The organism is Enterobacter sp. HMSC16D10, from assembly GCF_001807145.1.
Classification (GTDB): domain Bacteria; phylum Pseudomonadota; class Gammaproteobacteria; order Enterobacterales; family Enterobacteriaceae; genus Enterobacter; species Enterobacter roggenkampii.
Genome location: NZ_KV787851.1, coordinates 56,950 through 69,955, shown reverse-complemented (window position 1 = coordinate 69,955; position 13,006 = coordinate 56,950). Strand labels below are relative to the sequence as shown.

13 protein-coding genes are annotated in these 13,006 nt (G+C 54.2%); 3 read left to right on the top strand and 10 right to left on the bottom strand.

The window, feature by feature from the left end:
* The first annotated feature begins 19 nt into the window (after positions 1-19).
* Entirely contained in the window at positions 20-982 is a 963-nt protein-coding gene (gene ybiB, locus HMPREF3143_RS06760; RefSeq protein WP_008501163.1) for a DNA-binding protein YbiB, read from the top strand.
* Positions 983-1,101: 119 nt separating this feature from the next.
* Here the strand turns inward: ybiB and ybiJ are convergent, their stop codons facing one another.
* The 3 genes from ybiJ to mcbA form a co-directional block, all read right to left on the bottom strand.
* Positions 1,102-1,362 (bottom strand): DUF1471 family protein YbiJ, encoded by a 261-nt coding sequence (ybiJ, locus tag HMPREF3143_RS06755; RefSeq protein ID WP_013097471.1) that lies wholly within the window; start codon positions 1,360-1,362, stop codon positions 1,102-1,104.
* Between the two features lie 285 nt (positions 1,363-1,647).
* Positions 1,648-1,914, bottom strand: coding sequence for a DksA/TraR family C4-type zinc finger protein (locus HMPREF3143_RS06750; RefSeq protein WP_021240978.1), 267 nt, complete (start codon positions 1,912-1,914; stop codon positions 1,648-1,650).
* Positions 1,915-2,035: 121 nt separating this feature from the next.
* Positions 2,036-2,302 (bottom strand): DUF1471 family periplasmic protein McbA, encoded by a 267-nt coding sequence (gene mcbA, locus HMPREF3143_RS06745; protein WP_021240977.1) that lies wholly within the window; start codon positions 2,300-2,302, stop codon positions 2,036-2,038.
* A gap of 243 nt (positions 2,303-2,545) precedes the next feature.
* On the opposite strand from mcbA, the gene rlmF reads away from it, so the two are divergent.
* Entirely contained in the window at positions 2,546-3,457 is a 912-nt protein-coding gene (gene rlmF / locus HMPREF3143_RS06735; RefSeq protein WP_008501167.1) for a 23S rRNA (adenine(1618)-N(6))-methyltransferase RlmF, read from the top strand.
* 48 nt (positions 3,458-3,505) lie between these two features.
* Here the strand turns inward: rlmF and ybiO are convergent, their stop codons facing one another.
* From ybiO to rhtA, 6 genes are all read right to left on the bottom strand, one after another.
* The gene (gene ybiO, locus HMPREF3143_RS06730; protein ID WP_023292946.1) at positions 3,506-5,719 is read right to left on the bottom strand and encodes a mechanosensitive channel protein; all 2,214 of its coding nucleotides are present in this window, start codon (positions 5,717-5,719) and stop codon (positions 3,506-3,508) included.
* 124 nt (positions 5,720-5,843) lie between these two features.
* Positions 5,844-6,566: a glutamine ABC transporter ATP-binding protein GlnQ gene (glnQ, locus tag HMPREF3143_RS06725; protein ID WP_008501169.1), complete on the bottom strand. Its 723-nt coding sequence runs from the start codon at positions 6,564-6,566 to the stop codon at positions 5,844-5,846.
* Complete coding sequence (gene glnP, locus HMPREF3143_RS06720; protein WP_003858462.1) at positions 6,563-7,222, bottom strand: glutamine ABC transporter permease GlnP; 660 nt, start codon at positions 7,220-7,222, stop codon at positions 6,563-6,565. Before glnP ends, glnQ begins: the two co-directional genes overlap by 4 nt.
* A 93-nt stretch (positions 7,223-7,315) precedes the next feature.
* A complete protein-coding gene (gene glnH, locus HMPREF3143_RS06715; protein ID WP_008501170.1) occupies positions 7,316-8,059 on the bottom strand; it encodes a glutamine ABC transporter substrate-binding protein GlnH in 744 nt (247 codons plus the stop codon).
* Between the two features lie 362 nt (positions 8,060-8,421).
* Positions 8,422-8,925, bottom strand: a complete 504-nt coding sequence (dps, locus tag HMPREF3143_RS06710; RefSeq protein WP_008501171.1) for a DNA starvation/stationary phase protection protein Dps — start codon at positions 8,923-8,925, stop codon at positions 8,422-8,424.
* Between the two features lie 299 nt (positions 8,926-9,224).
* Positions 9,225-10,112: a threonine/homoserine exporter RhtA gene (gene rhtA / locus HMPREF3143_RS06705; protein ID WP_008501172.1), complete on the bottom strand. Its 888-nt coding sequence runs from the start codon at positions 10,110-10,112 to the stop codon at positions 9,225-9,227.
* 354 nt (positions 10,113-10,466) lie between these two features.
* Here rhtA and ompX point away from each other — a divergent pair, with 354 nt between their 5' ends.
* Positions 10,467-10,985, top strand: coding sequence for an outer membrane protein OmpX (ompX, locus tag HMPREF3143_RS06700; protein WP_008501173.1), 519 nt, complete (start codon positions 10,467-10,469; stop codon positions 10,983-10,985).
* 159 nt (positions 10,986-11,144) lie between these two features.
* On the opposite strand, the gene HMPREF3143_RS06695 is transcribed toward ompX, so the two are convergent.
* Positions 11,145-12,728: a phosphoethanolamine transferase gene (locus tag HMPREF3143_RS06695; protein ID WP_070532357.1), complete on the bottom strand. Its 1,584-nt coding sequence runs from the start codon at positions 12,726-12,728 to the stop codon at positions 11,145-11,147.
* Positions 12,729-13,006: the final 278 nt, after the last annotated feature.

The window sequence follows — 13,006 nt, the reverse complement described above, 5'->3', positions numbered from 1 at the left end:
TATTTTCAGGAGAGATGTCGTGGATTATCGCAAGATTATCAAAGAGGTAGGCAGGGGCAAAAACCACGCCCGCGATCTGGACCATGAAACTGCTCGCGCCCTGTATACCCGAATGCTCGATGGCGAGGTACCTGACCTGGAGATGGGCGGCATCCTGATTGCGCTGCGTATCAAAGGCGAAGGCGAAGCGGAGATGCGCGGTTTTTACGAGGCGATGCAGGCACAAACGCTGCGCCTGACGCCGCCGGTGGCAAAACCGATGCCGATTGTCATCCCGAGCTATAACGGCGCGCGCAAGCAGGCAAACCTCACTCCGCTGCTGGCGATCTTATTGCATAAGCTGGGGTTCCCGGTGGTGGTTCACGGGGTCAGCGAAGATCCCACCCGCGTATTGACGGAGACCATTTTCGGCATGTTGGGGATTGAGCCAACGCGTCATGCAGGACAGGCGCAGGCGAAGCTGGATGGCCATCAGCCGGTTTACATCCCCGTCGGAGCCCTGTGCCCGCCGCTGGAAAAGCAGCTGGATATGCGCTGGCGGATGGGCGTGCGCAACAGCGCCCACACCCTGGCGAAGCTGGCGACGCCGTTTGCAGAAGATGCTGCGTTGCGCCTTTCCAGCGTATCGCACCCGGAATACGTGGGGCGTGTCGGGAAATTTTTTGAGGAGATTGGCGGCAGGGCGCTGCTGATGCACGGTACAGAAGGTGAGGTGTATGCCAATCCACTGCGCTGCCCTCAGCTGATGCTGATCGATTCTGCCGGTACGCGCGCTGTTCTGGCGCGCGGGGAAGAGAATACGGACGTCATTCTCCCTGAAGCGAAAGACCCGCACACCACCGCGCACTGGATTGAACAGTGCCTCGCCGGAAACGTGCCTGTGCCGCAGTCCATTAAGCTACAGATGGCCTGCTGCCTGCTGGCAACCGGGGAAGTTGATACGGTCGAGGCCGGTCTCAAACGCGTGGACGCGGCGTTTTAGGCAAAAAAAAAGCCCGTCCAGTGGCGGACGGGCAAGCAAGGGTAACAAACAACAGGGTCAATGAGGGTTGGAGCAGCTCACCAGAGGGTTTGGCGAGGGGACAGCATTCATTCAGGCGATTATTTGTAGATAACCGCGGTACCGCTCAGCTTGTTATTGCCGTTAGCGGAGGTAATGGTGTATCCGCTTGCACCGGCAGCAGCCGCTTTCTCAGCCAGTTTGGCTTCCAGACCGTCCAGGGTGGTCGCGCCATCAGCACTCACCACACCGACTTTGTTCATGTTCTGTGCCTGAGCAGAAGAGACTGGCTCTACGGCGAAAGCGCCGAAAGACAGAGCGGACAGGGCAACAGCAGCTACAGCATATTTGATGGTTTTCATAAGTAATCTCTCGCAGGTGTTTCTGTTAAGGGGACGATGTTCCGTCGATGTGATGAGTATCACGTTTTTTCTTGAGAGATAAAATCGAAGAGAATTGACGTGGTCAATCAAAAAAATTGAATGACAAATAACTTATTGATTACTAATAAATTCAAAGTGGCGCTTTACACTTCTTGTGGATGCGCTTTACAGAACAAAAATGAAGGGCACATTTTGCTACGCGGTTCGCTAAAAATCGTGAGCGTAAAGGTAAGCGCCCCGGCGGTTAACTTAGGTAAAGGAAAGTCAACGTAACTGGCTGTCTTTCGAACCTCTGCGATTATAACCTGAATGTGAAGCATTTTTTGAATCTTTATTCTGCTGACAGGTAATGCATAACCTTACGCCTGGCATGGCTTTTCGCCGCGCCTCCGGGATAGGTTCTCCACACTCTTCGCACTCCTCCAGGCTTTCGCCGCGCGGGATTTCACCGCGAGCGCGCGCAACCGCATCTTCAATCGTACTGTTGATCTGTTCGTTTACGGCGTCATCATTCGCCCAACCGGAAGCCATAGCATCCTCCTGAAATGGTGTTATGCCCTGCTTTTAATATGGGGTTAAAAAATGAACAATCAAGGCGAGGAAGAGAGCAAACTGCATCTGGCAGGCAGATGCAGTCATGGGGTGGGGCAGATTATTTATAGATGGTCGCTGTGCCGTACATATGGTTATCTCCGCCCGCGGAATTCACCACGAAGCCTTTTGCACCTTCCTGGCGGGCTTTTTCCGCCAGTTTATTCTGCAGATCGTCCAGGTTACTTGCGCGGCTTACGGAGACGGTGCCTGCAGGCTGAAGCTGGCTGGTGTCGGTACTCTGGGTCAGCGACTGAACGGCCATCGCAGAAAATGACGCGGTCGTCAGGGCGGCGGCGATAACAACAAGGGTCAGGTACTTTTTCATAATCACATCCTCATGAGGAAACAACAGGTGATTCCCCTTAAGTTTAGAAGCCTGACGAGTGTGACTTAGCGCAAATATTTGATGATGATCTGCTTATTTTTTGAACGATAAAAATTGACATTACGCTGACAGATCATAGACATAAAGGTGTTTGATTTATGGCGGCTTTTTCAGCGCCGCAGAGAAAGATTTACCGTTGGGCCAGCAAAGGGTATCTTACGCCGCTGTTTAAAGGAGAACGCCATGACTTCCCAAAAGCCGGGATTGCACCCACGAAACCGCCACCGCAGCCGCTACGACATGAATGCGTTATGCCTGAGCTGCCCGCCGTTAAAGGACTATATTGTCCAGACCCCCGCGGGTGAACCTTCGGTCAACTTTGCTGACCCCCAGGCGGTTAAAATGTTGAACAAAGCGCTGCTCGCACATTACTACGGTGTGGCGAACTGGGATATTCCGGAAGGCTTTCTCTGCCCACCCGTTCCGGGCCGCGCGGATTACCTTCATCACCTTGCCGATCTTCTGGCTGAAGACCGTGATGGCATTATTCCTCAGCAGGCGACCGTGCTGGATATCGGCACCGGGGCGAACCTGATTTACCCGCTGATCGGCGCGCATGAGTATCACTGGCGCTTTACCGGAAGCGAAATCGGTGCCGAGGCCTTCGCCAGCGCCCAGGCGATTATCAACGCGAACCCGGGATTAAGCCGCGCCATTCGCCTGCGTCGTCAGAAAGAGGCCGCCTCAATCTTCAACGGCATTATTCATAAAAATGAAACCTATGACGCCACGATGTGCAACCCGCCGTTCCACGATTCGGCGGCAGCGGCCCGCGCGGGCAGCGAGCGCAAGCGCCGCAACCTGGGTCAGGCTGAAGACGCCGCGCTGAACTTCGGCGGTCAGCAGCAGGAGCTGTGGTGTGAAGGCGGCGAGGTGGCCTTTATCCTGCGCATGATTGCGGAAAGCAAACAGTTTGGCCGTCAGGTGAAGTGGTTTACGACGCTGGTTTCCCGCGGAGATAACCTGCCGCCACTTTACCGCGCGCTCACCGAAGCGGGCGCGGTGAAAGTAGTGAAAAAAGAGATGGCGCAGGGCCAGAAGCAGAGCCGCTTTATTGCCTGGTCCTTTATGGACGATAACAAACGCCGCAAATAGCGCTGCGTCGCAGGCCGGGTCAGGCGAAGCCGCCACCCGGCAATCCGGCTACAGCGTCGGCTCCTGCGGAGGGAGCGGCGCTGCGGGCGGCGGCAGGACCTGATACGTCTGTACCGGCATCCGCACGTTCGCCAGATCGAAGTGCTTTTTCACCATGCTGTCGAGCGCAAAGCGCACCGTCCACTGCTTCAGCGGCTGGGTGGTGAACGACACGCGCAGGGTAAAGGCCGTGTTCGTCAGCCCGACAATGCCGGCAAATGACGGCTCGCCAATCACCAGCCCGCGAATATCCTCCATCTGCATCAGCTCTTCTACCGCATCGCGCAGCGCCTGCTTCGCTTTATCGGCATCCTCATGACGATCCACATCGTAGTTCGCCACCACGGAACCAATGCCGCGCACAAAGTTGGCAAAGGTGGTGATCGAGGACCAGGGGATGATGTGGTACGCCCCGGTATCCTGACGCACGCCCACCGAGCGAATCGACATCCGCTCCACCGTGCCGGTCAGCGGCCCGATGGTCACCAGATCGCCCGTGTTCATCCCGTTCTCAAACTGGATAAAGATGCCGGTAATAATATCCTTCACCAGCGTTTGCGACCCGAAGGAGATCGCCAGCCCCAGGGCACCTGCACCGGCCAGCAGCGGGGCGATATTCACCCCGATTTCTGACAGCACAATCATGATGGTGATGGTACTGATGATGACCGCCAGCGCGTTGCGGAACAGCGTCAGTAAGGTGCGGGCCCGCGCGCTGGGCAGGGGCCTGCCGTGAATATCCGACACCAGACGGTTCTCGATGAGGCTCGCCAGCAGCGTCCAGCCGACGGCAGAGAAGAACAAAATCAGCGCGATGCGAATCAGAATGTCGACCGTTTTTTCACCTGCGCCGTTGTGCAGCCAGTTCCAGAAATCAAACAGGCTCCACGCGTTAAGGAGCAGCATGATCGCCACGCAGACGGTGAGAATGCGCGCCACCTTGAGGGATACCGACATCCAGCCGTTCACCCGTTTTTGCAGTTCCGGGTAATTACGCTGTACCTGCGGCGACAGGGTGATGGTTTTCGAGATCCAGCGCGACAGCAGCCCCGAGACAAATGCCGCGATGCCGATAATGGCCAGGCTTTTGAATGTTGCCCCCATCATAAATTTCAGGCTGTTTCCCGGGTCGAACAGCGAGAAGAAGCACAATACGATGAAGTAGGCGCTTGCCAGCCAGTGCCACACCAGGGCGAATGCGCGAATAAACAGGCTGAAGAACGAGAGGGAACGATCGGCCAGATGCAGCAGGCTCTCAGTGATGGTCTTTTTATTGTGGAAGATAAGGTACAGCGACCAGACGGTAATGCAGAGCATGATAATGACGTTTGCCAGCGCGCCAAACTGCACGTTCACCTGGTTGGAGATGATCGGCACGGCAACCAGCAGACCGTAGCCAATCAGCCCGCTGAGCACGCTCAGGCGCAGCGCCCAGTATGTTGCGCTCTCGTCCCGAATGGAGAAGGGACGCAGCGCCGGCACGTGAGGGCAAAAGAGTAACCGCAGCAGCGCCTTGAAGAACTCAATCAGGGCAAAGGCATTCAGGAAAAGCGACTGCTGGAAGGCGATGGTTTTGTTGCCCGCGTTCAGCCTGTCGGCCAGCATCTGGCCTAAGAACAGCGTCAGCGCCAGCAGCAGTAAATCGATGATAAAGGCTGAGGCGATCATCAGCGGCAGGTGCAGCCAGCTGCTTTTCTGCTGATTCTTTCTGCGTCCCCATTGCCCCATTTTGCGGTACAGCGGCCACGCGCACAGGCGCACCAGCCAGTAAAAAAGGAAGACTGCACCGGCCAGCATCAGGAACTGCATGGCGGCGGCGGTAAACGTTTGTGGGTTAAACGGCTTATGCGGTGAGCCAATCAGGTTGCGGTAGAGCTGGGCAAAGCGCGAGGAGAGCGCTTCTCCATAGTGGCGGCTCACGTCGGTGACATTTTCCAGCACCGTTTTTTGCTCCTCCACCTGCGGAGGGGTGAGGGTCGGAACGGTTTCCTGGGGCGGCGTGGCGGCGGCTTTGCGCAACTGCTCGATTAATTCCTTTCGGGAGGTGTCGTTCTCAAGAACGTCGGCAAGCGCGCCGTAAGCCGCTTTCTTCTGTTCAACATCCGGTTCCGGCGGGGGCGTACTTTGCTGGCTGGCGGTTGTTCCGGTGGTCACACCGGGGATCGCGACGGCGAACGATGGCGCACTAAACAGGCTAATCAACAGCAACAGGATCCACGGCACGGCGTCCTCCGGTGAAAATGTCGAACAAAATGATAAGTATAGAAGTCGGGACGCGGAGGGGGATTTTTGGGAACAATCTGGCGTAAAAAAGCCGGGCAGGCCCGGCTTAGCGTAACGCGAGGGATCAGGAGACGTGCTGCAGGAACTCCTGCAAACGCGGGCTCGGCGGATTCGCAATCAACTCCTGCGGGTTACCGTCTTCCGCGATACGGCCTTTATCAATGAAGATAAGGCGGGACGCCACTTTCTCCGCGAAGCCGATTTCGTGGGTCACGATAACCATCGTCATCCCTTCTTCCGCCAGATCCTGCATGACCTTCAGTACCTCGTGACGCAGCTCCGGGTCGAGTGCGGACGTAGGTTCATCAAACAGCATTAACTTCGGCTTGACCGCCAGCGCACGGGCAATCGCCACGCGCTGCTGTTGACCACCGGACAGCTCGGAGGGGTAGTGATGGGCGCGTTCTGCGAGGCCGACTTTCGCCAGCAGATCTTTGGCCAGCGCTTCTGCCGCCGCTTTGTTGGCACCGCGCACGCGCAGCGGGCCAAACATCACGTTCTCCAGCGCCGTCAGGTGCGGGAACAGGTAGAACTGCTGGAACACCATGCCCGCTTCCTGACGAATCAGACGGTCATCCACTTTCGGGTCATTCACCTTCAGACCGTCGACAATCAGATCGCCGCTGGTGATCTCTTCCAGCTTGTTGATGCAGCGCAGCAGGGTCGACTTACCGGAGCCGGATGGCCCGATAATCACCACCACTTCACCCTGTTTGATGTTCAGATCGATATTGTGCAGCACCTGGGTTGGGCCAAAGTGCTTGGAAACGTTTTTAAATTCAATCACAGGATTTTCATCCTTCTTTCAAGACGACGCAGAACGAAGCTCAGAACCAGAGTAATGATCAGGTAGACAACGGCCACCGCACTCCAGATTTCCAGCGCGCGGAAGTTGCCAGCAATGATCTCCTGCCCCTGACGGGTCAGTTCGGCCACGCCGATAACAATAAACAGCGACGTATCTTTAATGCTGATGATCCACTGGTTACCCAGCGGTGGCAGCATGCGACGCAGCGCCAGCGGCAGAATAACGTGGCGGATCGTTTCGCGACGTGAAAGGCCTAATGCCAGACCGGCTTCACTGAACCCTTTATGAATCGACAGCACCGCACCGCGGGTAATTTCCGCAATGTAGGCGCCCGAGTTAATCATAATGGTGACGACGGCGGCGCTGAACGGGTCGATGCGCAGGTCGGTGAATGCCATAGGCAGGGCGAAGTAGATGAACATGACCTGCACGACAATGGGGGTGCCGCGGATCACTTCGATGAAAACCAGTGCGATGTGGTTTGCAATCCAGCCACCGTAGGTGCGGGCGAAACCGGCGACAAGACCGATAATCAACCCGCCAACCAGACCCAGGACCGAAATCCACAGGGTCATTTTAGCGCCTTCAAGCAAGAGTGGAATGGCAGGCCAGATGGCGCTCCAGTCAAACTGCATGATGTATTCCTGTATACCGTGGTGAAAAACGAAAAACGTAGGCCCGGTAAGCGGCAGCGCCACCGGGCGTTACAAACCTGAATTCAGGTGAAATTATTTAGGCTCGGTACCGAACCATTTTTTGTAGATTTCGTTATAGGTGCCGTTCTCTTTCAGCGTTTTCAGCGCGCCGTTAACTTTCGTGCGCAGGTCGTCGCTGCCTTTCGGGAAGGCGATGCCGTACTGCTGAGCTTCCAGAGATTCGCCCACAGATTTGAACTTGCCGTTGCCCGCGGTTTTGATGAAGTACAGGATGTTTGGCGTGTCGTGCAGCACTGCGTCAGCGCGGCCGGTACCCAGCTCCATGTACGCATTGTCGATGTTCGGGAACTGGCGCAGGTCTTTGGTTTTGATATTCGCTTTCGCGTAATCAACTGACCCGGTGCCGCTCTTCACTGCCACCACTTTGCCGTCGAGATCTTTCACGCTTTTTACGTCGTTATTATCGGCTTTGACCATCACCAGCAGGCCGCTTTTGTAGTAGCCGTCAGAGAAGTCGATCGCTTTTTTACGCTCGTCGGTAATGGTGATACCCGCCAGCGCCAGATCAACGTTCTTGGTTTGCAGTGCCGGGATGATGCCGCTGAAGTCCATCGGCTTCAGGGTATAATCCAGCTTGAGTTCTTTTGCGACTGCGGCCCACAGATCCACATCAAAACCAACGTATTTATCACCCTGTTTGAATTCAAACGGAACGAACGCCGTGTCGGTCGCCACAACCAGTTTGTCGGCAGCCTGAGAGGACACCGCAAAAGCGAGGGTAAGTGCAGCCAGTGAAACTTTTAATACAGACTTCATAGCATTTCCTTTTATATCCACGGGGCGATCCCCTGCGAGAACAGGTGGCACAATGAAAAAATCGTGCCAACTTTACAAGCTGTTGTTTTGCAAAGGGGATGATGTCATGCATTGCACAATAAATGGGGCAATGAGGTTTTATTGCACCAAAGTGGAGCACTGTTTTGGTGCGCCTCGTTTGGCTCAACTGACGGGGAGATATTTAGCGTAAATTCTGACGAAAAAACAATCTTCCGTTAACGGTTGTGTGAGGTGATTATTACAATTTCTTCACTTTTGCACGTTCTCAGGCAAAAAACGTGCACCATAGATGTGCAAAACCCTCACCGGAAGGCGAGGGTTTGATAGAAAATTCGTATGAATTATTCGATGTTAGATTCGATGAACCACAGGAACTGATCCAGATCGCGGGACGCGGCGGTGAAGATATCTGCGGTATCTTCGTCTTTCGCTTCGCTAATCGCTTTGCGCACATCGTTCGCCACAATCGCGTAGCGGTCCGCCAGCTCTTTCAGGTGATCCTGAACGGTATGGATATCCAGCGGATAGCTTTTCAGCGGGGTTTTGCTGTTGATCACCTGTGTGGTACCCAGCGCCACGCCGCCTAACTGAACGGCACGTTCAGCCATCGTATCGAGGTGGGTAACCAGTGCTGTGCGGAAGCCATCCAGCATTTCATGAACGGCAATAAAGTTTGCACCGCGCATATTCCAGTGGGCCTGTTTGGTGATCAGCGAAAGATCGATGAACTGGATCACCTGGCGATTCAGCAACTCAATGGTCGCTTTTTTGTCGCTGTCCGATACATCGTTACGGGTATAAAGCAGATTAGACGCTTTCGTTTTCACCAGTTTAGCGGTACTCATAATCTCATATCCTCTTGATGTTTATGTCCCAGGTAATTACGGAACTAAGTATAGCACCGGATTTTTTCTCTGCGGTTTGGCTGTGCCTATCGGTTTAATAGCGAGAAGGAGGTTGAGAAATTAATATATTGAAAATATTGAATAATTTTTAAATTGATACAGATCAATCTTAATTGCTGAATGAGGAAGTCAGCGCAGAGGGATATTTAGCTGGCAGGAATCAGAGTGTAAGAAATTATAACGACTGTCTTTTGGGCCTTTATTCTGCATGGCGCGGAAGCCATGCAGAATATATGGCCTTAGTTGATATCCACTTTCTCAACTTTAGGTTCGGGGCGCATGGTGAGCGTCGATCCCATTGATGCCGCGATAATCGAGCAGAGCGCCAGCGTCTGGGTCAATGTCAGGGTTTCACCGAGAAACACCATCCCGGAAATGGCTGCAAGCGCAGGCTCCATGCTCATCAGGGTGCCAAATATGCGCGTCGGCAGACGCGTAAGGGCAATCATCTCCAGAGAGTAGGGGAGTGCGGTAGAGAGAATCGCAACCGCCAGCCCGATGGGCATGACGGACCATTGCCAGATCGATTCTGTCGCCTGCGCCATGCCGATGGGCACAAACACGATGGCCGCAATCAGGGAACCCAGCGCCACCGTTGCCGGTCCGTGCTCTTCCCCTGCGCGCTGGCCGGTGAGGATATAGACAGCCCAGCAGGCACCTGCGCCCAGCGCCAGCGCTGCGCCCGTCAGGTCAATCTCAGAAACACTCTGGCCCAGCGGCAGCAGGAACCATAAGCCCAGTACGGCCAACACAACCCAGATAAAATCGACCGGACGTCGGGAGGAGAACAGCGCCACCGCCAGCGGGCCGGTAAACTCCAGCGCGACGGCAATACCCAGCGGTATCGTCTGGATGGAGAGGTAGAACAGGTAGTTCATCGCCCCCAGGGAGAGTCCATAAAACAGCAGCGGTAAACGCTGCTCCTTTTTAAAGCGCAGTCGCCACGGTTTGAAAATGACCACCAGTATCGCCGTGCCCAGAACAATACGCAGGGCGGTCACCCCGGGCGCGCCAACCAGTGGAAAAAGCGATTTTGCCAGCGAGGCGCCGCTTTGAATGGACAACATGGCAATGAGTATGACTGCAACCGGCAACCAGACCGACGACGTGCGGGATAACCCAGGCATCCTTTCTCCTGTCAGCTTATGTCAAATGAGGTAAAGGTTGCAGTGTAAAGGAAATATGCGGCGACGGTTGAGGCGCTGTTGAAAAAAAAGCAGGTGAAATCCGTAAAATGGATAAGCGCTGGTGGATTTATCGCCTGTCAGATTAGGAATAATCTGGATGAATGTAACGGCGCAGACGCGCACTATGCGCATTTAGTAGTGAAAATTGCATGTGATTTGAAAGAGATAGCTTACGCTGGAAACGTTCTGTTACAGGAAAGGCTTCATTAGACATCACGAATCACAAAGAGTTTCGCAAATTTTTTTGATATATTTAAAACTTACGGACTTACTTGGATCACATTTGAGGTGGTTATGAAAAAAATTGCATGTCTTTCAGCACTGGCCGCTGTACTGGCTGTTTCCGCAGGTACCGCTGTAGCTGCTACTTCTACTGTTACCGGTGGTTACGCTCAGAGCGACTATCAGGGCGTGATGAACAAAGCTAACGGTTTCAACCTGAAGTATCGTTACGAGCAGGATAACAACCCACTGGGCGTGATCGGTTCTTTCACCTACACCGAGAAAGATCGTTCTGAAAACGGCGCATACAACAAAGGCCAGTACTACGGTATCACTGCTGGTCCAGCTTACCGTCTGAACGACTGGGCAAGCATCTACGGTGTTGTAGGTGTTGGCTACGGTAAATTCCAGCAGACCGAAAACGAAGGTCTGAACCGCACTGCAAGCAACAGCGACTACGGCTTCTCCTATGGCGCAGGCCTGCAGTTCAACCCAATCCAGGACGTTGCTCTGGACTTCTCCTATGAGCAGAGCCGTATCCGCAACGTTGACGTTGGCACCTGGATCGCGGGCGTAGGTTACCGCTTCTAATCACTTCGGTGATTAAATAAAAAATCCGCCCACTGTGGCGGATTTTTTTTGTCGAAGATAAAAGCAAAACGGCAACCTGAGGTTGCCGTTTTGAGTGTTGCTTCCCTCTCCCCGTGGGAGAGGGCCAGGGTGAGGGCATCGGTCCGCACGAGACGGCAATTACTTATTCTTAATATCAAAAATATCCGTACCCAGATGGTTGTAGTCAACTTTCTGTAACTTGAAGTTGGTAACGTACACTGGGGGAGCTTTCTTGTTAGAGACAAACGGATAAACATTTTTTATCTGCCCGGCGGTAATCCCCGTCCACTGCGAGAAAAACTGCAGGAAATCATTTGCTGAACGGCGTGCTTTAATGACGCGATGCGTTTTATCGTCACTCGACAGCACCATAAATGGCACCTGGAAGTTCTGCTGGAACTTGTCATCGTGCGCCAGATATTGCACCTCTTTACCGCGCTCTTTAAACGCCAGCCCGTGATCCGAGAAATAGACCATGGAGAAGCTGTCGCCCGTATTGCGCAGCTGATCGTACAGCTTGCTCAGCAGGTCGTCGGTTTGCGTCATGGTGTAGAGATAGCAGGAGGTCTCTTTGGACTGCACAAACTCCGCGTACTTTCCGCCTGTCCGATCGCAGGCCTGTGGGTGCGACCCCATGAGGTGCAGGACGATCAGCTGCGGCTGGGTGCGCGGGGTGGCGAAGACCTGCGCCGTCATTTTCAGCAGCGCTTCGTCTTTAGTGTTTTTGTCAGCTTCAAAGTCGCCGTTTTTCAGGAACTGCACTTCGTCAGCCCGCTTGGCGATGCTGGCTATCGCCGTATCGTATTCGCCAATTTGCCCCTGATTAGAGAACCACCACGTCTGAAAACCCGCGCGGTTTGCCAGGGTGACGAAATTATCCTGATACTGCGGTTTGCCATCCACCACCCGGTTAAGGGTCAGACCGAGTGATTTCTGCGTCGAGCCGCTGGCCGCGACATAATCGGTAAACAGGGTGCCTTTGACCGAACTGGCAAACGGGGTGTTATCCCAGTGGCCGCCAAACGCGCCCATTGCATCGCGACGCGCGCTTTCACCAATCACCACTACATAGGTGTGATATTTCGGCTTCACGGCCAGCACGTTCCAGGTATCTTTCATATTGGAAAGCTCAGCCATGCGGGCCTGTTCGTCGAGAACCTCTTTATTGTTAACAACGACGTCTTTCACGAAGCGGAAAACCGGGTAGCCGATATTGGTGAGCCTTAGCTTACCGTCCCAGGGAATGTTCTGGATGGGGGCGACAAACGCCACGGCAACGCTGAATACCAGACAGAGTATGTCGATCTTACCCCAGGATTTTTTCTCGCCCGGCTGACGACGGATGGCGATAACGCCCAACGCGAAGATAAAGAGCCCGACCACGTAGCTGTACCACGGGAAGATCGTCAGGATCTCCGTCGACTCTTCCATATTGGTCGAGTGCAGCGCCAGCAGGGTATTAAAGTTTGGCGAGCCGTACGCCTGACCAAACGGGAAATAGAGTGCCGCAACCAGCGAACAGATGCCGATTAACGCTTTTTGCGCGCGCGGGGCGGCGCGCCATAGCACATGCAGAATGCAGGTGAAGGCCACCGCGTAGAGCAGACTAAAGGGATAACCCAGCGCAAAGTTAATCAGTAATGACTGCAAAAAGTAAAAACCCGTCCACGGGCTTAAGTCCCGGCTGCGGGTCACAACGGTATCTATCAGGGTTACATTCATAGGTCACTATCATGGATGAAAACGCCATGTGCTCACCCTGGCGTCAAGGGTCATAACCTGCCTGACAGTGCGTGGAGAGGGAATGAGGGTCCGCTTCAGCGAGCCGCAAATTGTGCAGGGCTGCAAGAAGATAGTGCGAGCGCTAAATAATATCAACAGTTGCTAAGCAGATGTTTTGCGAAGGGGATTGCAAATCCGTAAAAAAGATCGGGAATAAGGCGGCTGGAAGCCAGTTTAGAGCGAGATTGTGACGGGAAAATGAAGCGGCGTACCGCAAC